Origin of the sequence: Bacillus sp. N13C7, assembly GCF_026790065.1 — a bacterium.
In the GTDB taxonomy this organism is placed as follows: domain Bacteria; phylum Bacillota; class Bacilli; order Bacillales; family Bacillaceae; genus Bacillus.
Genome location: NZ_JALAMO010000007.1, coordinates 687,971 through 714,613, shown reverse-complemented (window position 1 = coordinate 714,613; position 26,643 = coordinate 687,971). Strand labels below are relative to the sequence as shown.

At 44.8% G+C, this 26,643-nt stretch carries 27 protein-coding genes; 19 read left to right on the top strand and 8 right to left on the bottom strand.

Annotation, left to right across the window (positions count from 1 at the left end; all coding sequences use genetic code 11):
* Window positions 1-119: 119 nt before the first annotated feature.
* Window positions 120-356: a DUF378 domain-containing protein gene (locus tag MOB98_RS11755; RefSeq protein ID WP_003220771.1), complete on the top strand. Its 237-nt coding sequence runs from the start codon at window positions 120-122 to the stop codon at window positions 354-356.
* Window positions 357-528: 172 nt separating this feature from the next.
* Here MOB98_RS11755 and yugI read toward each other — a convergent pair whose 3' ends face one another.
* The 3 genes from yugI to MOB98_RS11740 form a co-directional block, all read right to left on the bottom strand.
* Window positions 529-921 carry a S1 domain-containing post-transcriptional regulator GSP13 gene (yugI, locus tag MOB98_RS11750; protein WP_003228864.1) on the bottom strand — a complete coding sequence of 131 codons (393 nt, stop codon included), beginning with the start codon at window positions 919-921 and terminating at the stop codon, window positions 529-531.
* Window positions 922-1,120: 199 nt separating this feature from the next.
* Window positions 1,121-2,281 (bottom strand): aminotransferase, encoded by a 1,161-nt coding sequence (locus MOB98_RS11745; protein ID WP_268359294.1) that lies wholly within the window; start codon window positions 2,279-2,281, stop codon window positions 1,121-1,123.
* Window positions 2,282-2,782, bottom strand: a complete 501-nt coding sequence (locus MOB98_RS11740) for an Lrp/AsnC family transcriptional regulator (protein ID WP_268359292.1) — start codon at window positions 2,780-2,782, stop codon at window positions 2,282-2,284.
* Between the two features lie 149 nt (window positions 2,783-2,931).
* Here MOB98_RS11740 and MOB98_RS11735 point away from each other — a divergent pair, with 149 nt between their 5' ends.
* Window positions 2,932-3,753 carry an alpha/beta fold hydrolase gene (locus MOB98_RS11735; protein WP_268359291.1) on the top strand — a complete coding sequence of 274 codons (822 nt, stop codon included), beginning with the start codon at window positions 2,932-2,934 and terminating at the stop codon, window positions 3,751-3,753.
* A 26-nt stretch (window positions 3,754-3,779) separates the two neighbouring features.
* On the opposite strand, the gene MOB98_RS11730 is transcribed toward MOB98_RS11735, so the two are convergent.
* Window positions 3,780-4,040: a YugE family protein gene (locus MOB98_RS11730; RefSeq protein WP_268359290.1), complete on the bottom strand. Its 261-nt coding sequence runs from the start codon at window positions 4,038-4,040 to the stop codon at window positions 3,780-3,782.
* An 84-nt stretch (window positions 4,041-4,124) separates the two neighbouring features.
* Between MOB98_RS11730 and patB the strand changes: the two genes are divergently transcribed.
* The 3 genes from patB (at window position 4,125) to kapB (ending at window position 7,133) form a co-directional block, all read left to right on the top strand.
* A complete protein-coding gene (gene patB / locus MOB98_RS11725) occupies window positions 4,125-5,288 on the top strand; it encodes a cystathionine beta-lyase PatB (protein ID WP_268359288.1) in 1,164 nt (387 codons plus the stop codon).
* Between the two features lie 126 nt (window positions 5,289-5,414).
* Window positions 5,415-6,701: a sporulation sensor histidine kinase KinB gene (gene kinB, locus MOB98_RS11720; RefSeq protein WP_268359287.1), complete on the top strand. Its 1,287-nt coding sequence runs from the start codon at window positions 5,415-5,417 to the stop codon at window positions 6,699-6,701.
* A 45-nt stretch (window positions 6,702-6,746) separates the two neighbouring features.
* Window positions 6,747-7,133: a kinase-associated lipoprotein KapB gene (kapB, locus tag MOB98_RS11715; protein ID WP_268359285.1), complete on the top strand. Its 387-nt coding sequence runs from the start codon at window positions 6,747-6,749 to the stop codon at window positions 7,131-7,133.
* Between the two features lie 27 nt (window positions 7,134-7,160).
* On the opposite strand, the gene kapD is transcribed toward kapB, so the two are convergent.
* On the bottom strand, window positions 7,161-7,778 hold the full coding sequence (gene kapD / locus MOB98_RS11710; protein ID WP_268359284.1) for a 3'-5' exonuclease KapD: 618 nt from the start codon (window positions 7,776-7,778) through the stop codon (window positions 7,161-7,163).
* A gap of 75 nt (window positions 7,779-7,853) precedes the next feature.
* Window positions 7,854-8,057, bottom strand: coding sequence for a hypothetical protein (locus MOB98_RS11705; protein WP_268359283.1), 204 nt, complete (start codon window positions 8,055-8,057; stop codon window positions 7,854-7,856).
* Between MOB98_RS11705 and MOB98_RS11700 the strand changes: the two genes are divergently transcribed.
* The 3 genes from MOB98_RS11700 (at window position 7,960) to MOB98_RS11690 (ending at window position 11,570) form a co-directional block, all read left to right on the top strand.
* Window positions 7,960-9,168 carry a multidrug efflux MFS transporter gene (locus tag MOB98_RS11700; RefSeq protein WP_419900974.1) on the top strand — a complete coding sequence of 403 codons (1,209 nt, stop codon included), beginning with the start codon at window positions 7,960-7,962 and terminating at the stop codon, window positions 9,166-9,168. The two genes, MOB98_RS11705 and MOB98_RS11700, sit on opposite strands and share 98 nt — an antisense overlap.
* A gap of 92 nt (window positions 9,169-9,260) precedes the next feature.
* A complete protein-coding gene (locus MOB98_RS11695; RefSeq protein WP_268359279.1) occupies window positions 9,261-11,135 on the top strand; it encodes a transglycosylase domain-containing protein in 1,875 nt (624 codons plus the stop codon).
* 21 nt (window positions 11,136-11,156) lie between these two features.
* On the top strand, window positions 11,157-11,570 hold the full coding sequence (locus MOB98_RS11690; RefSeq protein ID WP_268359277.1) for a thiol-disulfide oxidoreductase DCC family protein: 414 nt from the start codon (window positions 11,157-11,159) through the stop codon (window positions 11,568-11,570).
* Between the two features lie 248 nt (window positions 11,571-11,818).
* On the opposite strand, the gene MOB98_RS11685 is transcribed toward MOB98_RS11690, so the two are convergent.
* Window positions 11,819-12,376, bottom strand: coding sequence for a YufK family protein (locus MOB98_RS11685; RefSeq protein WP_268359276.1), 558 nt, complete (start codon window positions 12,374-12,376; stop codon window positions 11,819-11,821).
* A 177-nt stretch (window positions 12,377-12,553) separates the two neighbouring features.
* Here MOB98_RS11685 and maeL point away from each other — a divergent pair, with 177 nt between their 5' ends.
* From maeL to maeN, 7 genes are all read left to right on the top strand, one after another.
* Complete coding sequence (gene maeL, locus MOB98_RS11680) at window positions 12,554-14,155, top strand: two-component system sensor histidine kinase MaeL (RefSeq protein ID WP_268359274.1); 1,602 nt, start codon at window positions 12,554-12,556, stop codon at window positions 14,153-14,155.
* A complete protein-coding gene (gene maeM / locus MOB98_RS11675; protein ID WP_268359272.1) occupies window positions 14,148-14,855 on the top strand; it encodes a two-component system response regulator MaeM in 708 nt (235 codons plus the stop codon). Before maeL ends, maeM begins: the two co-directional genes overlap by 8 nt.
* Window positions 14,856-15,325: 470 nt before the next feature.
* A complete protein-coding gene (locus tag MOB98_RS11670) occupies window positions 15,326-16,405 on the top strand; it encodes a BMP family protein (protein ID WP_268359271.1) in 1,080 nt (359 codons plus the stop codon).
* A 75-nt stretch (window positions 16,406-16,480) separates the two neighbouring features.
* Window positions 16,481-18,013 carry an ABC transporter ATP-binding protein gene (locus MOB98_RS11665; protein WP_268359270.1) on the top strand — a complete coding sequence of 511 codons (1,533 nt, stop codon included), beginning with the start codon at window positions 16,481-16,483 and terminating at the stop codon, window positions 18,011-18,013.
* Window positions 18,006-19,052, top strand: coding sequence for a guanosine ABC transporter permease NupP (gene nupP, locus MOB98_RS11660; RefSeq protein WP_268359268.1), 1,047 nt, complete (start codon window positions 18,006-18,008; stop codon window positions 19,050-19,052). Before MOB98_RS11665 ends, nupP begins: the two co-directional genes overlap by 8 nt.
* Window positions 19,053-20,012 (top strand): guanosine ABC transporter permease NupQ, encoded by a 960-nt coding sequence (gene nupQ / locus MOB98_RS11655; RefSeq protein WP_268359266.1) that lies wholly within the window; start codon window positions 19,053-19,055, stop codon window positions 20,010-20,012. It begins immediately after the preceding gene.
* 153 nt (window positions 20,013-20,165) lie between these two features.
* Window positions 20,166-21,512 carry a sodium/malate symporter MaeN gene (gene maeN, locus MOB98_RS11650; protein WP_268359265.1) on the top strand — a complete coding sequence of 449 codons (1,347 nt, stop codon included), beginning with the start codon at window positions 20,166-20,168 and terminating at the stop codon, window positions 21,510-21,512.
* A 37-nt stretch (window positions 21,513-21,549) separates the two neighbouring features.
* Here the strand turns inward: maeN and MOB98_RS11645 are convergent, their stop codons facing one another.
* Window positions 21,550-21,762, bottom strand: a complete 213-nt coding sequence (locus MOB98_RS11645; RefSeq protein ID WP_268359263.1) for a hypothetical protein — start codon at window positions 21,760-21,762, stop codon at window positions 21,550-21,552.
* Between the two features lie 231 nt (window positions 21,763-21,993).
* Between MOB98_RS11645 and MOB98_RS11640 the strand changes: the two genes are divergently transcribed.
* Genes MOB98_RS11640 through MOB98_RS11625 form a run of 4 tightly spaced genes read left to right on the top strand, consistent with a single transcriptional unit; the run spans window position 21,994 to window position 26,638 of the window.
* Complete coding sequence (locus MOB98_RS11640) at window positions 21,994-24,399, top strand: Na+/H+ antiporter subunit A (protein ID WP_268359262.1); 2,406 nt, start codon at window positions 21,994-21,996, stop codon at window positions 24,397-24,399.
* Window positions 24,392-24,823, top strand: coding sequence for a Na(+)/H(+) antiporter subunit B (locus MOB98_RS11635; protein ID WP_268359259.1), 432 nt, complete (start codon window positions 24,392-24,394; stop codon window positions 24,821-24,823). The genes MOB98_RS11640 and MOB98_RS11635 overlap by 8 nt, the downstream gene beginning before the upstream one ends.
* On the top strand, window positions 24,823-25,164 hold the full coding sequence (locus MOB98_RS11630; RefSeq protein WP_003220730.1) for a Na(+)/H(+) antiporter subunit C: 342 nt from the start codon (window positions 24,823-24,825) through the stop codon (window positions 25,162-25,164). Before MOB98_RS11635 ends, MOB98_RS11630 begins: the two co-directional genes overlap by 1 nt.
* A complete protein-coding gene (locus MOB98_RS11625; protein WP_268359258.1) occupies window positions 25,157-26,638 on the top strand; it encodes a Na+/H+ antiporter subunit D in 1,482 nt (493 codons plus the stop codon). Before MOB98_RS11630 ends, MOB98_RS11625 begins: the two co-directional genes overlap by 8 nt.
* Window positions 26,639-26,643 lie beyond the last annotated feature (5 nt).

The window sequence follows — 26,643 nt, the reverse complement described above, 5'->3', positions numbered from 1 at the left end:
GAAACTGATAAAGACGAGGGCAAACAAGTTCCCCCTCAATATGGAGAATGCATGTATAGATTCTCCAATATGTCACAATCTATAACTGTTTTAATAATTCATGGAGGAGGTAGCAGAATATGAGTACCATTCAGAGAATTTGTCTTGTATTAACCATCATTGGCGCTATTAACTGGGGACTGATCGGATTTTTCCAATTTGACTTAGTAGCGGCCATTTTCGGCGGCCAAGGGTCAGCCCTTTCCCGCATCATTTACGGACTTGTCGGAATCGCCGGTTTAATCAACCTCGGCCTGCTGTTTAAGCCAAACGAGGAAAGATCACGTGAAGAGGCAGCAAACCCTGAAATGCGATAGGATCAAAAAGCACCGAACATTCTGTCCGGTGCTTCATTCGTTGTCAGGTCTGCGCGCCGGTGCTCACGAATTGTACATTCGCTGTGCTCCAATGCTGCCCTTCCTAAACTTCATTCGTTGAAAACAGGAAAACAAAAGCACCGGGCATTCCTGCCCGGTGCTTTTTTCATGCTTATTTTTTGATAAGGTCTTTGCGGTTGGACATTTCGATCCACTCTTCAAGCTTATCTTTTAATGTGTTGAAACCTTGTGGTGTAGAAGCTTCTTCGCTTACTTGCGCAGCTTTAGGTTTTCTTGGTTTGCTTTCTTTTTTCTCAGGCGCAGCTTGTGTCGCACGAATTGAAAGGCTGATTTTTCCTTTTTCTTCATCAACAGCTAGTACTTTTACTTGTACTTCGTCGCCAACTGATAGGTGCTCGTTGATATCTTTTACGAAACCGTGAGTCACTTCAGAAATGTGTACTAAACCTTGAGTTTCTTCATCTAATGCAACAAACGCACCATACGCTTGTAATCCTGTAACTTTACCAGTGTAAACACTGCCCACTTCAAATTTTGCTGCCATTCATAACAACTCCTAAGTTAAATTAAATATCTGTTTATACGCAATTTAAAATTATATCACACATGTCTCATTTCCGCAAAGAAAACTTTTTATGAAAAATGAGGTTTATGTACAGCAAAAAGGGGTAAACTGAAAATACCAAAGGCTTTCTAGTATTCCCCCCTTTTATTGGATGCGAACAAAAGGTTCGTATCTTTTTTTATGTTGTTTTATGCAGGAAGCGTTTTATTCTGACCAACGCTTCTTGAAGCTGCTCGATGGAGGTTGCGTATGAACAGCGGATGTATCCTTCACCGCTCGGGCCAAACACACTTCCCGGAACAACAGCCACTTTTTCCTGCGTCAGAAGCTCTTCGGCAAACTGCTCCGAGCTCATTCCTGTGCTTTTGATCGATGGAAAAGCATAGAAAGCGCCTCCCGGATGATGACAGCTGAGTCCGATTTCATTGAGCGATTCTACAAACAGATTCCGTCTTCTTCGATAGCTTTTTTTCATTTTTTCTACGTCTTCCATGCCGTTCTTCAGGCCTTCCAAGGCGGCAAACTGCGCCATTGCCGGCGCACACATCATTGCATACTGGTGAATTTTGAGCATTGCATTACGAAGCACCGATGGCGCTGCGGCAAAACCGAGTCTCCAGCCCGTCATCGCAAACGCTTTTGAAAATCCTGAGATGACAACCGTCCGTTCCTTCATTCCCGGTAATGCCGCTATGCTTGTAAATTCCTCATCATATGTCAGCTCCGCGTAGATCTCGTCTGCTAAGACAATTACATCATGTTTTTTGGCAAACTCGGCAATTTCATTCAGCTCTTCCTTCGAATAAACCGAACCTGTCGGATTCGATGGCGAGCAGATGAGAATCGCTTTTGTTTTTTCAGTGACAGCCGCTTCAAAATCCTCTGCCGTTGCTTTAAATCCTTTGTCTGCTGTTGTATGGACATGAACCGGAATGCCGCCTGCCAAAGAAACAAGCGCATCGTACGCCACAAAACACGGCTCAGGTATGATGACTTCCTCACCCGGATTCACAATGGCGCGGATCGCAATATCTAAGGCCTGGCTTGCCCCTACTGTCACAATCAGCTCATTGTCAGACGAATAGCGAAGGTCAAATCTGCTGCTTAAATAACGGCTGATTTCCTCGCGCAATGAGTATAAACCGGCATTTGCAGTGTATGACGTATACCCTTGTTCAAGAGAGAGAATGCTTGCTTCACGGACATTCCATGCGGTAACAAAGTCTGGTTCACCAACACCTAAGGAAATGACACCTTCCATCGTTGCCGCCAAATCAAAGAATTTGCGGATGCCGGACGGCTTTATTTGTTGTACATAGTCAGATAAATACGAAGTCATTTACGGTGACACCACGATTCTTTTGTCGTCGTCTCCTGTTTCAAACACTTTGCCGTCATGCTTGTATTTTTTCAGGATAAAATGGGTTGTCGTAGATACTACTGAATCAAGCGTGGACAGTTTATCTGAAACAAAACGCGCTACATCAGACATCGAATTGCCGCGAATCACGACAGACAAATCGTACACGCCTGACATCAGGTAAACGGATTCAACCTCTTGGAACCGGTAAATCCGTTCCGCCACTTCATCAAAACCGACTCCCCGCTTCGGCGTTACTTTGACGTCAATCATGGCTGTAACGCCCTCATGTCCGTCGACTTTTCGCCAGTCAATCATAGCGGAATAATCGATGATAACCTTTTCTTTTTCCAGTTTGTCAATAATCGTTTTTACTTCATCTACAGGGATGCCCGCCATTTTTGCGATTGTTTCTAAATCGGCGCGGCTGTTTTCGTCTAAAATTTCTAATATTTCTGTTTCTTTCTCTGTCAATTTCATTTGATTCACACCTTTGCAATGTCAAGAAATCTTCATGACATTATATCACGTTTTTTGACGAATGCTAAGAAAAAACAAGGAGAAACTTCCTCTAGAATTGACAATTTCAGGGCACAATACAGACATCTTATAAAAGGGAGTGACACAGAATGGAGGCGGTTTCACCAATAAGGCGGCTTACGGTCGATGGAGTGAATGTATACTACGAACACTATCAAAATCCGGGCAGGCAAACGCTTGTCTGTGTACACGGTTTTTTATCGTCAGCTTTCAGCTTCAGAAAAATAATCCCACTTCTCCGGGACAAGTACGACATCATCGCGCTCGATTTGCCACCTTTCGGCCAATCCGAAAAATCGAGAACATTTATCTATTCCTATCAAAACCTCGCTAAGCTTGTCATTGGGGTTTTGGAACACTTGCAGGTCAAACAGGCTGCACTTATCGGCCATTCTATGGGCGGGCAAATCTCGCTGTTTGCTGCTTTGCAAAAGCCGGAGCTTTTTTCAAAGGTTGTGCTGCTTTGCAGTTCAGGATATTTAAAACGTTCGCACCCGTCGATCGTTTTCGGGACCCACCTCCCCTATTTTCACCTTTATATCAAGCGCTGGCTCTCAAAAGAAGGCGTGATGAAAAATTTATTAAATGTTGTGCATGACAAATCGCTGATTGATGAAGAGATGATTGACGGCTATGGCAGGCCTTTTCAAGACAAGGAGATTTTCAAAGCCATGACAAGATTCATCCGCCATAGAGAAGGAGATTTAGAACCCGAGCAATTAAAGAAAATGAACAAGCCGGCTTTATTGATTTGGGGCGAGGAGGACCGGATCGTCCCTATGGAGATCGGTAAACGGCTGCACGGAGATTTGCCTGATTCCGTGCTGTACTCACTTGGCCAGACCGGCCACCTGGTGCCTGAGGAACGGCCTGAATTTGTTTCCGAACATATTGCAGCGTTTATCAAATAAAATAAACCGGTGTGGCACCGGTTTTTTTAAGGCGTGCAGGAGCTGCTGTCTTTTATGAATAAAAGCTGGCCGGCCACTTCCCGGCAGCTGTCGATCGGCAGCGTTTGTTCAAAAGATGCTTCAAATATATGCTGAATGCTTTTTGCCAACACATCGGGATCATCTTCATCATAGACGGCTTGGACAACATCAACAGCTTCCGTTTCGTAAAATTCTTCTCCATATTTAAAAGGGTCCCATGCGGAAATGATCTTGATCATTTCTCTGACCGCCTGACTTTCTTCCATATTCATCACCGCTTATAATAAATTTGCAGTTCTATTTTATCATAGTTACGCTAAGAAGATTAAACTACTTAAGGGGGTAACAGAATGAACTTTGATAAACAAGAAGAACGCCTAGGCACCCAATCGGTCAAATGGGACAAAACGGGCGAATTATTCGGCGTGACAGACGCACTCCCGATGTGGGTGGCGGATATGGATTTCCGCGCGCCGGAAGCAATAACCGAAGCATTAAAAGAACGCCTTGACCACGGAATTTTCGGTTATACGGCTCCAGATCAAAAAACGAAGGATGCTGTGTGCGGCTGGATGCAATACAGGCACGGCTGGAAGGTGAACCCCGAAAGCATTACATTCAGCCCGGGCGTTGTCACCGCTTTGAGCATGGCGGTGCAAGCTTTCACGGACCCTGAAGACCAAGTGGTTGTCCAGCCTCCTGTATATACACCTTTTTACCATATGATTGAGAAAAACGGCCGGCGTATTTTACATAATCCGCTGCAAGAAAAAGACGGCGCATATGCAATGGATTTTGAGGACTTGGAGGCGAAGCTCAGTGATCCAAGCGTTAACATGTTTATTTTATGCAATCCTCATAACCCTTCAGGGCGTTCATGGAGCAGGGAGGATTTACTGAAGCTCGGCGAATTGTGCCTGAAGCACGGCGTCACAGTTGTATCTGATGAAATCCATTCTGACTTAATGCTGTATGGACACAAGCACACGCCGTTCGCTTCTCTTTCTGATGATTTCGCTGAGATATCCGTGACATGTGCTGCGCCGAGCAAAACATTTAATATCGCCGGATTGCAGGCGTCGGCAATCATTATTCCAGATCGGCTGAAGCGCGCCAAGTTTTCCGCAAGCCTGCAGCGCAACGGCTTAGGCGGGCTGAACGCGTTTGCCGTTACTGCGATCGAAGCCGCTTACTCAAAAGGCGGCCCCTGGCTCGATAAATTGACCTCTTACCTTGAGAAAAACATGAACGAAGCTGAAGACTTTTTGAGCACCGAGCTCCCAAAAGTCAGAATGATGAAGCCGGATGCGTCTTACCTGATCTGGCTCGATTTCAGCGCTTACGGCTTGTCCGACGCGGAGCTTCAGCAAAGGATGCTGAAGAAAGGGAAAATTATTTTAGAACCCGGCACGAAGTACGGGCCCGGCGGTGAAGGATTTATGCGCCTGAACGCAGGATGCCCTCTCGCAACCTTGCAGGACGGCCTGCGCCGCATCAAAGCCGCATTAGCATAAATATGGCTATTGAACGCCTTTACGTCTTCATTCGTAAAGGCGTTCTTTATAAAGGAATTTTATATTTTACTTCTAATATTTAGTGTTATAATAGATTCATATTTTATACGAAAGGATTTCACACGAATGGAAATGCTAAAAGACTATCTCCTGCATATCTGCTTTATTTTGTTTCCTATTCTTCTCTACCAAGTGTTTTGGCTTGGAAAACCGGCAATCCTTGTGCCCAAAATAAACAGCGGGTTGGTCACGTTATTTGCCTGCGGCGCCTCCGTTCTATGCATTATATTCCCTATTCAGGAAATGGACTACATACAATACGGCCTTCAGATGATTCCCGTTATCATTTGTTTATTCTACATCAGTACTGCTTCCGGGCTTACAGTCGCCGCATCTGTCTTATGTTTTGAACTGCTGTTTTATGAACCTTCCGCAATATTTGTTTTCACTTTGCTGCCTTTTCTTATGATCATCCCAATTTTATTTCAGAAAAAATGGCCCTTCATGTCAAAAGCGAGAAAACTGCTGCTGTCTATCGTGATTGGCTGCGTAGAGATCTTCTTATTTTTCGCCTCCAGCTGGATATTTTCCACCTTGAATATTTTAAATTTTCAAAATTCAGGAATTTTATTTTATGAGGCGGCTGTTTCAGGGCTGTTCCGCTCCAGCGTTCTTCTTTTAAGCATTTATATTATCGAAAGCATCGCCGAAAATATCGCGCTGCGTTCACAGCTTATCCATTCAGAAAAAATGACAATCGTGAGTGAACTGGCAGCGAGCGTTGCTCATGAAGTCAGAAATCCGCTGACGGTTGTCCGCGGGTTTGTCCAGCTGCTTTTTAATGATGAAACCCTTCAGAACAAATCGAGTACGGATTACAAAAAGCTTGTACTGTCAGAGCTTGACCGGGCGCAAGGCATTATTACAAACTATCTCGATATGGCCAAACAGCAATTGTACGAAAAAGAGGTTTTTGATTTATCAGCTCTAATCAAAGAGACAAGCTCCCTTATGGTGTCGTATGCCAATTACAAGTCGGTAACCGTCGAGGCTGAAGCAGAGCCGGGCCTGTTTATATACGGAGACGCAACAAAACTGAAGCAGGCTGTCATCAACCTGATGAAAAACAGCATTGAAGCGGTTCCCCATGGAAATGGGATGATCCACATATCAGCCAAAAGGAGCGGCCATACGATCGTGATCAACATCTCAGATAACGGAGTCGGCATGACGGACCATCAAATGCAAAAGCTGGGCGAACCTTATTATTCATTAAAAACAAACGGAACGGGACTCGGGCTCACCGTAACCTTTTCCATTATTGAGCATCATCACGGGACGATTTCGTTTAACAGCAGGTTCCAAAAAGGCACCACGGTGACGATTAAGCTTCCCGCTGACCTTCCTCACTAGCATATCGATTAGAACTTTAATAGAATAAATGTGAGGTGATGAAAGATGAGCACGTTTGAGACAGGCTCTATCGTTAAAGGATTTTATAAAACAGGTGTATACATAGGAGAAATCACTGCTTGCAGGCCGCAGCACTACTTAGTGAAAATCAAAGCGGTTCTCACCCATCCCGCTCAGGGGGACCTTCATCATCCAAAACAGGCGGATGTGCCGTTTTTTCATGAGAGAAAAGCGCTCGCATATGGCGAACAGACCAATATTCCCCATCATATGGTGAAGCCTTATGACGGTGAAGTGCCGGATTATGCCGAGTCTTTGCGAGAGGCAGCAGCACAGCTGAGAGCCAAATTGAATGAGGATGGTTCGGAGTGGGCAAAGCGCTCCCTGAATAATCTGAACGTTTTAGAAAAAGAATATTTTAACAGGCCATAGCCCAGTCTGACAAAAGATTGGGTTTTTTTATGTCGCGCGCTTAAACAATTCGGTTAAATCAATTCTTTCACCGATTGTCGGCGGTTTTGGCTTTTCGAGATACTGCTTATCCCGCTCAACAAGTTTAAAAAGCTTATATGCTGTGAGGGCGTCATCAAGCGCTTTATGATGGGTGCCGGTTCCGGTATCTCCATACTCTTCGGCAGCTTTCCATAACCCCGTGAGTGTCCGGTCTCCAAAAAAGTTTTTGTATTCAAGCGATAAATCTCTCATTTCTCCTTTAAACGGAAAAGGGATATGATTAAACATACAGTTTTGCTTCAACACCTTCATGTCCATGTTTCCCCACGTAATAATCGTGCTGTTTTTCTCTGGATCAAGCTCATTTAGTTTGCGGATAAAATCCTCGAATTTCATCCCCTCGTCTACCTGCTTTTGGGTTATTTTCAAAAATGATTTGCAGCGTTTCGTCAGCTTAGGGAATTTTTTCGGTCTGACATAGCTTGAAAACGTCTCAACTACTTCATCATCAACCGACTTTACAATTCCAGCTTCAATGATTTCCGGGAAAAAGTTTTGCGGACTGTACTTTCCTTCAGGCATCGTAAATTCGAAATCAATAATGAGTAAGCTGTTTGTCGCCACTTTTTTACACCTGCCTTTCCTCCGATCAGAAAATGCTATCTTTATAGTATATCAATTCCCCCGCTTGACCTTTCTTCATTTTCTAAAAATAATGAATTCTCCCAGCCGCTTTGTTTCTTTTAAATCGTGAATCGTTTCTTTATAATTAGTAAGGAACCCGAAATAATAAGAAGGTGATGTTATTTCTATCCGCAAGAAAAATTTTGTCATTGTGTGGCTGGCGAATTTCTTTGTATCAGCCAGCACAACGATGATCGTTCCTTTTCTCTCCTTATACATTGAGACGCTCAGCACTTTTTCAAACGGCTTTGTGCAAAGATGGAGCGGCTATGTGTTCGGGATTACTTTTCTCATGGCGTTTTTGGTATCCCCTTTTTGGGGGCGGTTCGGAGACAAACACGGATACAAGAAAATCCTTATGGCAACCGGCACGGGCATTGCCCTCAGCATTCTTTTAATGGGCTTTGTTACATCGGTGTACCAATTGTTTTTTCTGCGTATGGCAATGGGTCTTGTAACCGGATTCATCCCGACGTCTTTAGCAATGATTTCGGCACAGACTCCGAAGAGCACAGCCGGTAAAACCCTTGGCACGCTGCAAATGGGGCAAGTGTCCGGGAGCTTGTTCGGCCCGCTTTTGGGCGGCATGCTTGCTGATCGTTTCGGCTTTACGTATACCTTTTTTATCACATCCTTTGTGATTTTCTCATCTGTTCTTCTCGTATTATTCGGTGTCAAAGAACAGCCTCTTGCAGAGAAGACAGCCAAACGCACGTCTTACACGAGAAAGGAAGTGCTCTCCTATATTTTTCACCAGCCGGCGCTTTGGGTCATGATGCTGTTAACCATGCTGATCCAAACAGGCAATTTCAGCATCCAGCCGTTGCTCGCTTTATATGTAAATGAGCTGCACGGCCCTGTCAATCTTGCCTTTTTCTCCGGCATGGCATTTTCTGCGACGGGACTCGGGAGTTTGCTGCTGGCTAGAAAATGGGGAGACCTGGGAGACCGCTACGGCCACCGCCGCATTTTAATCGGACTTTTGCTCGCCGCTTCTTTCTTTTTTATTCCGCAGGCGCTCGCGTCCTCACTCAGCGTGCTCCTTGTGTTCAGATTTTTATTCGGAATGGCGATGGGCGGCTTGCTGCCATGCATCACGGCAGCGATCCGCGTTCAGGCTCCCGGCAGCATCCAAGGAGAGGTTCTCGGCTACAACGTCAGCTTTCGCTTTTTAGGAAATGTGCTAGGGCCTCTTCTCGGCGGAATCATATCGAGCCATTTTACAATTTCGGCTGCCTTTTATGTCACAGCATTTCTCTTTTTCGCCGGCGCCTGCCTGCTTTGGATCATGCAGAAATTCCGAAAAGATTCTTATGCCAAAGCAAGCTGATTCTCCGAAAAAACTAAGGAATCTTCTAAATTTAACCTTCTCGTAAACTCAAAAGAATGGTACGATATGGCTAGAATTTAGGAGAAAAGAGAGTGACCATGTTACGAAAAATAATCGGATGGATTTTGCTCCTTTGCATAATCCCATTGTTTGCATTTACAGTTATCGCTTCCGGAAAAGAAGTAAAACAAATGAAGTCCCTGGATCAGGTGCTTGATAAAAATATTGATCTGAAAGAGATCAGCCTTGTTCAGAACAGCTACATGTATGACAGGGACGGCACCCTTGTCTCGGAAATCGTCAGCGATCATGAAAACCGCGTGCTCGTTCCATTTGACAAGATTCCTGAGGAAGTCAAACAGATTTTCTTAACGTCTGAGGACCGCCATTTTTACGAGCATAAGGGCTTTGACTTTATGGGAATGGTGCGGGCAGCTGCTTCTAACGTAAAAGACAAGAAAATTGACCAGGGCGCCAGCACCATCACACAGCAGCTTTCAAGAAACTTGTATTTAAGCCACGAGCGCTCCTTCAGCCGTAAGCTGACTGAGCTCGCGTATTCCTATCAGCTGGAGAAAAAGTATACGAAAGATGAAATTCTTGAAGCTTACTTAAATACGATTTATTTTAACAATGGCGTTTACGGCGTCGGTTCAGCAGCTGAATTCTATTTCAACAAACCGCTGAAATCTCTCACAGTGGGAGAAATGGCGTTTATCTGCGCTATCCCTAATAACCCTACATTATATGATCCTCTCAAACATTTTGACTACACGAAAAGCCGTCAAGAACGTTTGCTTAAAGGGTTAAAAAATGCCGGAGTCATTACGGACAAAGAGCTGAAAAAGGCCGTAAAACAAAAAATCAAACTGGATGTTGAAAAAAGAGAAGACAAATATCCAGACTACGTTTCCTACGTCAATGATGAATTCACCCAGCTGGTGTCTGAATCAGAAGGTTTTGATAAACGCCTTCAAAAAGCATCAGGAAAACAAAAAGAAAAGATCGAGAACGAGCTGTCCGCAAGAGTCAGCACGCTGATGAAAGACGGCGTGAAAATTTATACTGCGCTTGATCCGTACATGCAAAATCAAGTTGTGGCACAAATGAATTCCAAACTCCCGTATGCAAACGTACAGGGCGGAGCAGCTGTGATTAATCACCAGACGCATCAAATCATTGCTCTATCCGGCGGGAAAAACTATCAAAAGTATGATTTTAACCGTGCCTATCAGGCATACAGACAGCCGGGTTCATCCATTAAGCCGCTTCTTGATTACGGCCCTTATATTGAACAGACCGGCGCGACAACAAGCAGCACTATAGATGCCAGCAAGTTTTGCAGCAGAGATTACTGTCCGCAAAACTACAATAACCGCACGTATGGCACAGTAACGCTAGATACCGCGTTTAAAAATTCATATAATACACCGGCGATCAGAATGCTAGACCGTGTGGGCATCCAAAAAGCATTCAGTTACATTGAGCCGTATCATTTTACCAAGCTTGTCGACAGCGATTATCTTCTCCCGGCGGCGCTTGGCGGATTTACAAACGGCATGACGCCTCTTGAGATGACAAAGGCGTATACAACTTTCGGCAACAGCGGAAGCTACACGCCAAGCCATGCGATTACAAAGGTGACAGATTTTAAGGGAAAAACGCTTTATAAATGGAATGATAAGCCGACTCAAATATTCAGCGTTCGCACGAACATGCAGCTGAAAAAACTGATGTCTTCCGTTGTGAAAAGCGGAACAGGAAAAAAAGCGTATTTCAAGGCGCCTTACATCGGCGGTAAAACAGGAACATCAAATGATTATCACGATATGTGGTTTGTCGGCCTGACAGATACGTATACAATGGGTGTCTGGGTCGGAAAGGATACACCGAGCAGCGTTGAATATCTGCACAGCATCAGCCCTCAGCTTTCTATCTGGAAAGGAACGCTGCAAGCGGCTTATTAATTGGATCGGAGGGGATCTGGCGTGACATCAGAACAAATTCCAAATCGCGTTTTGCTGTTTGACGGCGTATGCAATTTATGCAACGGCGCCGTACAATTTATCATTAAGCGTGATCCAGACGGACTGATTTCTTTCACATCGCTGCAGTCGGAAACCGGACAGAGCCTGCTGAAAAAAAGCAGCCTCCCGACTGATCAGTTTGACAGCTTTGTCTTTATTGAAGACGGCCAAGTTTACACAAAGTCAACTGCGGCCATTAAGGTTTTCAGGCATCTGCGGGGCCCATGGCGGCTCTTCGTCCTGTTTTTCGCAGTGCCTAAGCCCCTGAGAGATGCGGTCTATTCTTTTATTGCCAGAAACCGCTATAAGTGGTTTGGCAAAAAAAATGAATGTATGCTCCCCTCCCCTTCTATTAAAAAAAGATTTTTACCATAAACGAAAAAAATGGCTAGGAACCTAGCCATTACAGATTGTTGACAACATCCTAAAACGGCATCGTTTTAGGATGTTGTTATTTTTACAGCGTAATTGAAAACCCTTGAAGTCTAGGAAGAGCGAGCATCAGAGCTGACCTTTCACAGAATGTGATGACAGCGGTGTTAAGCAATTAACCGCCGTTCTAGCACCGGAGTTCAGGATGACAACGAATGCAGGGGTTTGCCGATACGCTAAAAATGGCTAGCTTACACAGGTAAGCTAGCCATTATGCTATTATAAAGCTTGATAAATATGAACAGAATACCGATAACAAAGGTAAACCAAAACAGCAGTTCCAATAGAATGAATCCGATTAATGACATAAGAGAAAGCGTCGAATAAATCCGGTATACGATAAACACAAAGTAAGCAAGCGTGACAACCGCAAACCAGATCACAATCCAGATGGCATTTTGCAAGAGCACAAAGGATAGAATCCCGCCGCCTAAATAAACCATGGAGCCCATTCTGATTTTTTTCAGGTTGTTTCCTTCCGGATCGTTAGCAAAAAACAGCAATGACAGTTCTGTCACGGTATTTGCAATTAATTTCAGAGCGGACAGGACCATAAAGTATAAAAGTGCAAAGGCAGCAAATAACGCAAGCCTGATCCCTTTCTCTGAAAAATAATCGAGCATTCCATCATACATTCCAAATGAAGACAGCATCTTCAACGCATAAAGTGAAGTTGAAATGGATAAAGACGAACTAAAAAGCAGGATCGCAATCAGCGGAAAGTATCCTGTCAAATAAGTATTTTTCATATAAAAAAGTCCCTTTCTATAATCTACCTCATTTATTATGGAGGACTTAAAACACATTGACAAGATAAATTATTCCATTTTTTCTCCTTTTTACGAATTACGATCCCAAATCTTCACAAAGCAGCTTTTTGAGAGTAAAGTAGTACGCAGGAATCATAAAACGTAAGGAAGTTTACTATGAAAAAAACATTGAAACTGCAAACCAGACTCACCATATTTGTTTGTATCGTTGTGTTAATCGCACTGCTTATTACATTTTTTACAGTCGGTGCCCAAACCACCAAGCGGATTAGAGATCAGGAAAAGGCCACAGCGTTACAGACTGCTGAAATGGTAGCCGAAGCGCCGATCACAGCCTCCGCTTTAGAGAACGGGAAAAAACAGAAGGAACTGCAGAGCTACACAAAACGGGTTCAGAAAATCACCGGCACAGAATTTGTCGTCGTCATGGATATGAACGGTATTCGCAAAACCCATCCTGACCCAAGCAAAATCGGAAAAAAATTCATGGGCGGCGATGAATCCGAAGTATTAAAAGGACATGTCCATATCAGCACGGCCTCTGGCACGCTCGGGAAATCGCAGAGGGCTTTCGTCCCTGTCTACGCGGAGAACGGAAAACAGGTCGGTGCAGTCGCGGTCGGAATCACCGTAAATGAAATAGATGAAGTGATCAGTCACAGCTTACGGCCGCTCTACTTTATTATCTGCGTCAGCATCTTCGTCGGAGTGATCGGGGCTGTGATTGTTGCCCGCACGGTAAAAAATATTATGTACGGACTTGAACCTTATGAAATTGCCACTCTTCTTGAAGAACGGAGCGCGATGCTGGAATCGACGAAGGAAGGAATACTCGCTGTCGATGAACACGGCAAAATCAAACTTGCCAACGCGGAAGCAAAGCGCCTATTCGTGAAAATGGGCATTCATGCGAATCCCGTTGACCAGGATGTCAATGACATCCTGCCGAAAAGCCGCTTGAAAAATGTCATTGAGACAAAAAAACCGCTTCAAGACAGAGATGTCCGCATTAATGGCTTAGAGCTTGTGTTCAATGAAGTTCCCATCCAGCTGAAAGGACAAACAGTTGGAGCGATTGCGACATTCCGGGACAAAACCGAGGTAAAACATTTAGCTGAACAGCTTTCAGGTGTTAAAATGTATGCAAACGCACTGAGAGCGCAGTCTCATGAATTTATGAACAAACTGCACGTGATATTAGGTCTCGTCCAGCTGAAAGAGTATGACGATCTTGGAGATTATATTAAAGATATCGCCATTCAGCAAAAATCAGAAACAAGCGAAATTATAAATGATGTCAAAAGCTCCGTGCTGGCCGGTTTTCTGCTTGGAAAACAAAGCTTTATCCGGGAGCAGGGCGCAAATCTTGATATTGAATGCAGCGGTGTCATCCCGAACGCGGCAGACCCTTCAGTCATTCATGAACTCATTACAATCATCGGAAATCTCATCAACAATGCCTTGGACGCCGTTGCCAATATGCCGAAAAAACAAATCACCATGTCCATGCGTTTTCATAACAGCATACTGGATATTGAAATTACTGATACAGGAGCAGGCATGTCTGAAGAAGATCAAGCCAAAGTCTTTGAACAAGGCTATTCAACAAAGGGCAAAAACCGGGGATTCGGCCTTTACTTTACACAGCAAAGCATCGAGAATTTAAAGGGCCAAATGATCCTCACAAGCGAAGAGAATGAAGGAACGACATTCAGTCTTCGCATCCCGTACGAACCGAAGGAGGAAAATCATGATTAATGTACTAATAGTTGAAGATGACCCCATGGTGGGTGAATTAAATAAACGATACTTAAGCCAAATGGAAGGCTTTCAGCTGAAAGGCATCGCCTCTTCCTTCCAAAGCGCACTGCATATTTTAGGAGAGCATCACATCGACCTCATTTTGCTCGATATTTATATGCCGGGAAAAAACGGGCTGGAACTGCTAACGGAGCTGAGAGCCCAAAATGAAGCGGTTGACGTCATTGTCATTTCAGCAGCAAGCGAGCTTGACGTTATCAAAAAAACACTTCGTTACGGAGCTGTCGATTATTTAATCAAACCGTTTGAATTTGAGCGTTTCCAAACTGCCCTGTCCGATTACAGACGAAAACAAAAGGTATATTCAACCCATCGCAACATGAGCCAAAAAGAACTGGACGCCGAGCTGTTCCAAAAGAAAGAAGCAACAGAAAAAGTGCAGCTTCCTAAAGGCCTGACAAAAAGCACGCTGAAGCTGATTTGGTCCAGCATCCAGTCATTTGAAAATGAATCATTTACAACAGAGGACTTGGCAAAGCACACAGAAATCTCTCAAGTGTCCATTCGGAAATACTTAAAATTTCTTGAAGATATTCAGGTTTTAGATGTAGAAATGGCGTACGGAACAATCGGAAGGCCTGTGTTTCAGTACAACGTCAACACAGGAAACCTTAACGGAATTAAACAATACCTATAAAAAAATGCACTGTTCCCTCTGGACAGTGCGTTTTTTCTGTCATATCACTTGCCAAGATGCTTGATTCTATTGATGATACGTTATACAAGAATAATAAAGGGTTTTTTGCGTTTTTGATCAAACAATTCTAAAAATAGATATTTTTAAAAAAATTATGAGAAATTCTATTTCTTTCTTATGAGTAAAATGATAAATTATGATTGGTTAGTTGATCCCAAAAACTAAGTCATAAGTCTCACTTCAGAACGAGATGTCACGGTTTTCCGCCCGGAACGCCTTCCGCATCCTTCTCTTCCCCGCCTTTCGAAGGAAACACTCACACCACGCTTATACAGGGAAGATCAGACGGTCTAGCGCATTCCATTTGTTATTATCAGAAAATTTTATCGATTCTAAGAAATTGTTCAGGACAGCTCATCACATGACTGGCCGGATCAGCTATGAACCAAATTTTTCTGGGGGGTTATATCTTGAATAAACGAAAAATCGGATTGGCGATGTCCCTTGTGATCGCAGCAGGCACCATTTTAGGAGCATGCGGAAACAGCGAGAAAAGCAGCAGCACAAGTGCTGACAAAAACAAATTCAGTGTGGCGATGGTTACTGACGTCGGCGGAGTGGATGACAAATCCTTCAACCAATCAGCATGGGAAGGCATTCAAGCCTTCGGGAAAGCAAACGGTCTGGAAAAAGGAAAAAACGGTTACGATTATCTTCAATCAAAGTCAGATGCTGACTACACCACAAACTTAAATAAGTTGGCGCGTGAGAACTTCGACTTAATTTACGGCGTCGGCTACTTAATGGAGGACTCCATCAGCGAAATTGCTGATCAGCGCAAAAATACAAACTTTGCGATTATAGATGCCGTTGTAGATAAAGACAACGTTGCAAGTATTACGTTTAAAGAGCAGGAAGGCTCATTTCTCGTCGGAGTGGCCGCAGCTTTATCAAGCAAATCACAAAAAATCGGATTTGTAGGCGGCATGGAATCAGAGTTAATTAAAAAATTCGAGGTCGGCTTCCGAGCAGGCGTGAAGGCCGTAAAACCTCATGCAACAGTTGAAGTGAAATATGCAGGCGGTTTTGATAAAGCCGATGTCGGCAAAGCCATTGCCGAAAGTATGTATAAATCAGGCGTGGATGTTATTTATCACTCCGCTGGCGCCACAGGCACAGGTGTTTTTACTGAAGCGAAAAACCTGAAAAAAGAAGATCCAAAACGCGATGTCTGGGTCATCGGTGTCGATAAAGACCAATACGCAGAAGGCCAGGTAGAAGGAACAGATGATAACGTCACCCTCACTTCCATGGTCAAAAAAGTAGATATAGCGGTTGAAGATTTAACGAAAAAAGCGAGCGAAGGAAAGTTCCCGGGCGGCGAAACGCTCACCTATGGCCTTGATCAGGACGGGGTTGGCATTTCCCCATCAAAACAAAATCTTTCAGATGATGTAATCAAAGCGGTTGATGAATGGAGGAAAAAAATCATCGGCGGATTGGAAGTGCCGGCGACTGAGAAAGAGCTGAAAACCTTCAAAACTGAATAAGAATCGCAGGGATAAGGAGGTCGAGCCCTTATCCCTTGTTTTTCTTTTATTTTGAATAAAGGAGCGGTCAAATCAATGGAATATGTCATTGAAATGCTCAATATCCGAAAGGAGTTTCCAGGGATCGTCGCCAATGACAATATCAATCTTCAGGTCAAAAAAGGCGAAATACATGCGCTGCTCGGTGAAAACGGAGCGGGGAAATCAACGTTGATGAATGTCCTGTTCGGGCTGTATCAGCCGGAGCGGGGTGAAATTCGGGTGCGCGGCGAGAAGGTTCACATCAACAGCCCCAACAAAGCAAATGACCTTGGAATCGGAATGGTGCATCAGCACTTTATGCTTGTTGACACCTTTACAGTTGCTGAAAATATTATTCTCGGGAAGGAGCCAACAAAGTTTGGCAGAATTGACCGAAAACGGGCTGTCCAAGAGGTGCAGGACATTTCTGATCGATACGGCCTTCAGATTCGTCCAGAAGCAAAAGTCTCTGACATATCAGTCGGCATGCAGCAGCGTGCAGAGATATTAAAAACCCTCTACCGCGGGGCAGACATTCTGATTTTTGATGAACCGACGGCCGTATTGACCCCTCATGAAATCAAAGAGCTGATGCAAATCATGAGGAATCTGGTCAATGAAGGGAAATCAATCATTTTAATCACCCATAAGCTGAAAGAGATTATGGAGGTTTGTGACCGCGTGACCATTATCCGCAAAGGGAAAGGCATCAAAACACTTGATGTCCGTGATACAAACCAAGACGAGCTCGCCAGCCTAATGGTCGGCCGAGAGGTCTCGTTCAAAACCGAAAAGAAGACGGCTCACCTGGGCGCGGAAGTGCTTGCGATTGACGGAATGACCGTAAAGGATACCCGCGGAGTAGAGGCGGTCAGGAATTTATCGCTTTCTGTCAGAGCCGGAGAAATTGTCGGTATAGCCGGCGTCGACGGAAACGGCCAGTCGGAACTGATTGAAGCAATAACAGGGCTCCGCAAAACAGATTCAGGAACAATCACCTTAAACGGAAAACAGATCCAAAGCCTGACGCCCAGAAAAATCACCGAATCCGGTATCGGGCATATTCCCCAGGATCGCCATAAACACGGTCTCGTCCTCGATTTTCCGATCGGAGAAAATATCGTGCTGCAAAGCTATTATAAAAAGCCGTATTCAACATTTGGCGTGTTACATAAAAGTGACATGTACAAAAAAGCACGCAGCCTGATCAGCGAGTACGATGTCAGAACGCCGGATGAATATACACACGCCCGGGCATTGTCAGGCGGAAACCAGCAAAAAGCGATTATCGGGCGGGAAATTGACCGGAACCCTGATGTATTAATCGCCGCCCAGCCGACTCGCGGCCTTGATGTCGGGGCGATTGAATTTGTCCATAAAAAGCTCATTGAGCAGCGTGATGCCGGAAAAGCCGTTCTTCTCCTCTCATTTGAGCTTGATGAAATTATATATCTAAGTGACAGAATCGCCGTTATTTTTGAAGGACACATTATCGCCATCGTCAATCCGCAGGACACCACTGAGCAGGAGCTCGGTCTTTTGATGGCGGGTAGCACGCAAAAGGAAGCGGGGAACACAAATGGTTAAACGACTCTCTCATTTACTCGTGCCGCTCATTGCAATCATACTCGGTCTTGCGGCCGGCGCGCTGATTATGCTTGCGAGCGGATACAGTGTAATCAGCGGATATTCGGCTTTATGGAACGGGATATTCGGAGAAATCTATTATATCGGCGAAACCATCCGCCAAATTACGCCTTATATTTTATCCGGGTTGGCTGTCGCTTTTGCGTTCCGAACCGGACTCTTTAATATCGGCGTCGAGGGCCAACTGCTCGTCGGCTGGACAGCGGCAGTCTGGGCCGGAACGGCATTTGACGGGCCGGCTTATCTTCACATGTCGCTCGCTCTGATTACTGCGGCAGCTGCAGGAGGATTATGGGGTTTGATTCCCGGCGTTTTGAAGGCGCGCTTCTACGTTCATGAGGTCATTGTCACGATTATGATGAATTATATCGCGCTGCATATGACCAATTACATCATTTCAAACGTCTTGACTGATCGTCAGGATAAAACGGAGAAAATTCATGAATCCGCCTCCCTTCGCTCGCCGTTTCTAGAACAGATCACCGATTACTCACGGCTGCATTGGGGGATCATCGTCGCCCTACTCGCAGCAGTTGTTATGTGGTTTATCATCCACAAAACAACAAAGGGATTTGAACTTCGTGCAGTTGGATTCAATCAGCATGCCTCCCAGTATGCCGGCATGAGCGTTCGGAAGAATATCATGACCTCCATGCTCATCTCAGGTGCTTTTGCAGGCCTTGCCGGTGCCATGGAGGGCCTTGGAACATTCGAATACGCAGCAGTGAAAGGCGCATTTACCGGCGTAGGCTTTGACGGTATCGCTGTCGCTCTTCTCGGGGGGAACACAGCTGTCGGAGTTGTGCTGGCGGCATGCCTGCTTGGCGGCCTGAAAATCGGCGCGTTAAATATGCCGATTGAATCAGGCGTTCCGTCAGAGGTCGTCGATATTGTGATTGCCATTATCATTCTGTTTGTGGCTTCTAGCTACGCCATTCGTTTTGTCATGGGCAAATTGAAGAAAAAGGGGGCGAACTAAGTGGACTTTGTGCAGATTTTATCTATCATTGTCCCAGCCACACTCGTCTATGCGGCCCCGCTTATTTTAACGGCTCTCGGCGGCGTGTTTTCCGAGAGATCAGGTGTTGTGAATATCGGACTTGAAGGCCTCATGATAATCGGGGCGTTCACCAGCGTGTTATTTAATTTATTCCTTGGCCCGGTATTGGGTGCCGCCGCGCCTTGGCTTTCTCTCCTTGCCGCCATGGCAGCAGGCGCGCTGTTCTCACTGATTCACGCGGCAGCAGCAATTTCGTTTCGCGCAGATCAGACAGTCAGCGGAGTGGCCATTAACATGCTGGCGCTTGGCGCAACTTTATTTATTGTAAAACTGATCTATGGCAAGGCGCAGACTGACAAAATCCCTGAGCCTTTTTACAAGACGAAAATTCCCGGCTTAGGCGACATTCCCGTATTGGGAAAGATTTTTTTTTCGGATGTCTATTATACGTCTATTTTGGCAATTGCACTGGCGTTTATTTCTTGGTTTATCTTGTTTAAAACGCCGTTCGGCCTTCGTATTCGTTCTGTCGGGGAGCATCCTTTGGCAGCGGATACGATGGGAATCAACGTATATAAAATGCGCTATATCGGCGTGATGATCAGCGGACTGTTCGGCGGACTCGGAGGCGGCGTATATGCCTCAACAATTGCGCTTGATTTCACGCACTCTACCATTTCTGGGCAAGGCTTTATCGCCCTGGCAGCGCTTGTATTCGGAAAATGGCATCCGATTGGAGCACTGGGCGCAGCCCTGTTTTTCGGATTTGCCCAAAGCTTAAGCATCATCGGCTCACTGCTCCCTCTTTTTAAAGACATACCAAATGTGTATATGCTGATGGCTCCTTATGTATTAACGATTCTCGCTTTAACAGGCTTTATCGGGCGTGCAGATGCGCCTAAAGCCAATGGCGTGCCTTATATCAAAGGAAAACGATAAACCATTCTCCCTGGGAAGGCCGCTTCTCAGGGATTTTTTCTAATTCAAAAGACCCTCTTAATTTAGTTGTTTATCACTTTTTTAAATTAAAAAAATATAAAGTGTTAACGCTTTCTTGTAGACTGTAACAAACAATACATGGGGGTGTATGACATGGGAGCAATTCCAAAAACGGGGACAATTTCATCTGAGGAAAAAGACCCACAGGAGAAAAACCTGTTTCAAAAAATATGGTCCTGGGAAATCGGTGTGATTCCTCTGCCATTATACACAGTATTAGCTATTATTATTATTCTTGCAGCCTATTACAATGAGCTGCCCGCAAATATGCTTGGCGGGTTTGCCATCATCATGATTCTGGGCGTGTTTCTAGGAGACATCGGTCAGCGCATACCGATATTGAAGGATATTGGCGGCCCTGCCATTTTATCTTTGTTTGTTCCTTCATTTTTAGTCTTTTACAATGTGCTGAATCCAGCATCTTTAGACGCTGTAACCAATTTGATGAAAACGTCTAACTTCCTTTATTTCTATATCGCTTGCCTGGTTGTTGGAAGTATCCTTGGAATGAACAGAACTGTTTTAATACAGGGTTTTATCAGGATGTTCGTCCCGCTTGTTGCAGGAACGATCGCAGCAGTTGCGGCCGGCATACTTGTCGGATTTATTTTTGGCTACAGTGCCTACGATTCCTTTTTCTTTGTTGTTGTTCCGATTATTGCCGGGGGAATAGGCGAAGGAATTTTGCCGCTCTCCATCGCTTATTCACAAATACTCGGTTCATCTGCTGATGTGTTCGTGTCTCAGCTGGTCCCTGCTGCTATTATCGGAAACGTTTTTGCTATCATCTGTGCCGCTTTAATGAAAAAGCTTGGAGATAAGCGGCCTGATCTAAACGGAAACGGACGACTCGTTAAATCTAAAAAAGCAAATGAAATTTTCAATCAAAAAGAAGCTGAATCAAAAATTGATTTTAAACTGATGGGAGCCGGCGTTCTGCTCGCGTGTACCTTCTTTATTTTCGGCGGGTTATTGGAGAAATTCATCTTCATCCCGGGCGCGATCTTAATGATTATTTCAGCTGCTGCTGTCAAGTATGCGAATATTCTTCCAAAAAAAATGGAGGATGGCGCTTACCAGCTTTATAAGTTTATTTCATCAAGCTTTACATGGCCGCTGATGGTCGGTCTCGGCATCCTCTTTATTCCATTGGATGACGTGGCATCAGTGATCTCTATTCCATTTGTCATCATTTGTATTTCAGTTGTTGTCGCGATGATTGCTTCTGGTTATTTTGTAGGCAAGCTGATGAACATGTACCCGGTTGAATCCGCCATTGTTACCTGCTGCCACAGCGGTCTCGGCGGAACGGGTGATGTTGCAATTCTATCAGCGTCAGGAAGAATGGGCCTTATGCCATTCGCCCAAATTTCCACCCGTCTCGGCGGTGCAGGCACAGTCATTTGCGCGACCGTTCTGCTTCGTTTTTTCACTTCATAATGAGAAAAAGAGTTCCGTTCTATGCGGAACTCTTTTTTTATCTGTTCACAATTCGAATATACTCCCGTGGACCGAACGGCAGATCCTTTGATTCCATTTCACTCATTCTGGTTGACAGGTGGTGCTCCAATAAATACAGCTCCCACTCATCACTAGCCGCACCGCTGCGTCCGTCATATTGATTCAAAATGAATGCCCCTGTGAATACTGAGCAGAATAAACCTGAGCACATCATAACCTTTCTCTTCACATGACCAGCTCCTCACATTCAGCTTGATCAGGATTGATTTTAAATATACAAATAACATCTTTTTTGTTAGACTTATTTTGAGGTCAAAAGAACTCATAAAAACCTATTGCAGCAGTTCGAAGCATGGCGGCTTCCAAAAAAGTGCGATATAATTTGGACTGGGTCGTTTGACCGTATATTTGATACATAGCGCATTTCTTAATTGAGAACGAGAAAAAGGAGGTCTTATTTTTGCAGCTCTTACATTTTGCTATTTTATCGCCTTTTTTATTTGCTTTTATCATTCCCTTCTTGGCTAAGTACGCAAAAAGAGTGCACACGGGCTGGTTTGTTCTGATCCTGCCCGTCTTGCTGTTTATATACTTTCTCCCCATGATCAGGATGACACAGTCGGGAGACACACTGCGTTCGGTACTAGAGTGGATTCCTTCACTTGGCATTAACTTTACTGTTTATATAGACGGTCTCGGATTGTTATTTGCCTTGCTGATCACAGGCATCGGCTCTTTGGTCACTCTTTACAGCATTTTTTATTTATCGAAGGAAAAAGAACAGCTTGGGCCGTTTTATGTCTATTTATTGATGTTCATGGGCGCCATGCTTGGGGTCGTTCTTGTAGACAATGTCATGGTTCTCTATATGTTTTGGGAACTCACAAGCCTTTCATCCTTTTTGCTGATCGGCTATTGGTATCAGCGTGAAAAGTCACGCTACGGCGCCGCCAAATCACTTTTGATTACGGTCAGCGGCGGGCTGTGCATGCTCGGGGGATTTATTCTCCTTTATCTGATAACGGATTCCTTCAGTATTAGAGAAATGATTCATCAGGTTCAATTAATTGCCGGCCACGACTTGTTTATCCCGGCTATGATTCTTATTTTATTAGGGGCATTTACAAAGTCCGCGCAATTCCCTTTTTATATCTGGCTTCCCGATGCGATGGAAGCTCCGACGCCTGTCAGCGCTTATCTCCATTCAGCTACCATGGTAAAAGCCGGGATTTATGTGATTGCGAGATTCAGTCCTGTTTTCGCCTTTTCAGCTCAGTGGTTTTGGATTGTGTCCCTCGTTGGGCTCTTTACGATGGTTTGGGGTTCATTCCATGCGGTGAAACAAACTGATTTAAAATCGATTTTGGCGTTTTCAACCGTCAGCCAGCTCGGTATGATCATTTCAATGCTTGGGGTCAGTGCGGCAGCCCTTCATTACGGCCATACAGAATATTATACGGTTGCTGCGATGGCTGCCATTTTCCATTTAATCAACCACGCTACCTTTAAAGGAAGCTTGTTTATGGCAGTCGGGATTATCGATCACGAAACAGGCATACGGGATATCCGGAAGCTTGGCGGACTAATGGCGATAATGCCGATTACGTTTACGATTTCCGTAATCGGGACATTTTCAATGGCCGGACTTCCGCCATTTAACGGATTTTTGAGTAAGGAAATGTTTTTCACGAGCATGCTTCGCGTGACACATTTCGATTTGTTCAACGTGCAGACATGGGGTGTTCTGTTCCCTGTTCTCGCCTGGATCGGAAGTGTATTTACGTTTATCTACAGCATGAAATTGCTGTTTAAAACATTCAGAGGAAATTACCAGCCTGAGCAGCTTGAAAAACAGGCTCACGAAGCGCCAGTTGGCATGCTCGTGTCACCTGTCATTCTGGTCGCGTTCGCTGTCAGTCTCTTCTTTTTCCCGAATATCCTGTCCTACAGCTTGATAGAGCCTGCCATGAACTCCATCTATCCGACACTCCTGGACAGCCATGAGAAATTCCATGTTCACATTTCGCAGTGGCACGGTTTTACAACGGAAGTGCTGATGACTGCAGGGATTATTATTATCGGCACGATCGGATATTTGACGATGAATAAGTGGAAGGGAATCTATAGGCTGTTTCCTTCAAAGCTCACGCTCAATCGGTTATACGACAAGCTTGTCACTCTGATGGAAAAAGGCTCTTACCGAGTCACTAAACAATATATGACCGGGTTTTTAAGGGATTATTTGCTGTATATCTTCGCTGGTTTCATCATTCTGATGGGCGGAGCTTTTGTCATCAAAGGCGGATTTTCCTTTACGACGGAAGGCATGGCTAAAATCGGTGTATACGAAATCATTCTGACGCTTGTCATGATCAGCGGCACAGCGGCGACTGTTTTTGCAAGATCAAGACTGACAGCGATTATTTCACTCGGTGTTGTCGGTTATACGCTCGCATTGTTTTTTGTGATTTTCAGAGCCCCGGACCTGGCATTGACCCAGCTCGTCATTGAAACCATTTCTGTCGCACTGTTTCTGCTTTGTTTCTACCATTTGCCGAAACTGCGGCTGAAAAAGAAAACGAGAACGTTCCGGATGACGAATTTTATCATTTCTTTAGGCGTCGGTTTGATCGTCACTCTGCTCGGCATTGCATCTTCAAGCCAGCGCACAAAAGACAGCATTGCAGCCTTCTTCACAAAACACAGCCACGATCTCGGCGGTGGAGATAATGTCGTCAATGTCATCCTCGTTGATTTCAGGGGCTTTGATACGATGTTTGAAATAACTGTGCTGACGATTGCCGCTCTTGGCATTTACAGCATGATTAAAACAAAAGTAAAAGAGGAGGGGAAAAGCGGTGAATGAACAAAAAACAAATGACTTAATTCTTCAAACCGTGACAAAGCTTGTATCCTTTATCATTTTGCTTTTCTCTTTCTATTTATTTTTATCAGGGCATAACGCGCCTGGAGGAGGCTTTGTCGGCGGGCTGATTACATCCTCTTCCATCGTTCTATTGCTGCTGGCATATGATTTAAAAACCGTGCGTTCGATTCTGCCGGTTAATTTCATATATGTCGCGGGAGCCGGACTTCTTCTCGCTGTATTAACCGGCGTTGGCTCCTTTGTCTTCGGGGCTGCTTTTTTAACCCATACATTCGGCTATTTTCAGCTGCCGATCCTTGGGAAAACGGAGCTTGCCACGGCGACTATTTTTGATTTAGGCGTTTATCTTGTTGTCGTAGGCATTACCATGACCATTATTCAAACGATTGGAGAGGAAGAATAATGGAAATCTTAATGGCTGTTTTAGCCGGTATTATTTTTATGGCTGCGACGTATTTACTGCTGTCTAAAAGCCTGCTTCGCGTCATTATTGGAACAGCTTTGTTAAGCCATGGCGTTCATTTAATGCTTTTAACTATGGGAGGATTAAAGAAAGGCGCCGCTCCAATTTTGAGCGAGCATGCCAAATCATTTGTCGATCCGCTTCCGCAAGCCCTGATCTTGACGGCAATTGTCATTTCATTTGGCGTAACATCATTCATCCTCGTCATGGCCTTTCGGGCTTATCAGGAATTGAAATCGGACGATATGGATCAAATGAGGGGAAATGATCAACATGAATAATTTCGTTATTTTGCCAATCCTGATCCCGCTCCTGTCGGCCATTCTGCTGATTTTCATGACGAAAAATCTGATGCTCATGCGAATCTTCAGCACTGCGGCATCGGCAATCGGGATTGTGATCAGCGGCATACTCGTACAGACTGTCTTTACAAAAGGTATCCAGACACTCAGTCTGGGCGGCTGGAAAGCGCCGTACGGCATTGTGCTCGTCGCAGACCAATTCGCCAGCCTGCTCGTTCTTACAACAGCGGTCATCGGTTTATTGGTTGGGCTTTATTCCTTCCGTTCCGTCGGTGAAAAACGCGAGCGTTCCTTTTATTACTCTGGCGTGCAGTTCTTGCTTGCCGGCGTCAGCGGAGCGTTTTTAACAGGCGATTTATTTAATATGTACGTATTTTTTGAACTTCTGCTTATTGCTTCCTATATGCTGATTGTATTAGGCGGCACAAAAATTCAGCTGCGGGAGTCCATTAAATATATTGTGTTTAATATCGTGTCGTCGGCTATGTTTGTCATCGGTGTCGGCTTTTTATACGCTGTAACCGGTACGTTGAACATGGCGGACTTAAGCGCCAAAATCAGCGAATCAGGACAAACTGGGCTGATTACTGTCATCGGTGTCCTGCTGCTGATTGTATTTGGTATGAAGGGCGGAATCTTCCCCCTCTACTTCTGGCTTCCAGGCTCGTATTACGCGCCTCCGGCGGCAATCTCGGCATTGTTCGGCGCATTGCTGACCAAAGTCGGTTTATATGCGATCACCAGAGTGTTCACATTGATTTTTATTCATGATACAGCCTTTACCCACCAGCTGATGATTTGGCTGGCGGCGCTGACTGTGATTTTCGGTGTTATCGGTTCACTCGCTTATTCGGATGTCATGAAAATTGTGATCTACAACATTATCACCGCTGTCGGCGTGATTTTGTTCGGTGTGGCAGTTCATACCCCGGCATCCATTCAAGGTGCGATTTACTACCTGATTCACGATATGCTGATTAAAGGCGCTTTATTTATGCTGGCGGGCACGCTGATCGCGTTGACTGGAACTGCGAGCCTGCATAAAATGGGCGGACTGATCAAACGCTATCCTGTTCTTGGATGGATGTTTTTCATTTCAGCTATTTCACTCGCGGGCATCCCGCCTCTCAGCGGATTTGTCGGCAAATTTAAGATTGCGGAGGGCGGCTTCGCGGAAGGTGAATTTACGATATCCATGCTGATTCTGCTTTCAAGTCTGCTCGTACTATACTCTGTGCTGAGAATCTTTATACAAGCGTTTTGGGGCGAAGAAAAAGAAACACCAAAACCAAATCAAAGAACAGCTAAAGGCCTTCTTTATCCGGCAGCGATTTTTCTCTTACTGTCTCTCCTCTTCGGTTTGGGTACGGAATGGGTGTCACCTTACGTTGATCAAGCGGCTGAGACGCTGCTGAATCCGGAAAAATATATTGAAGCTGTTTTGAAGGAGTAGATCGC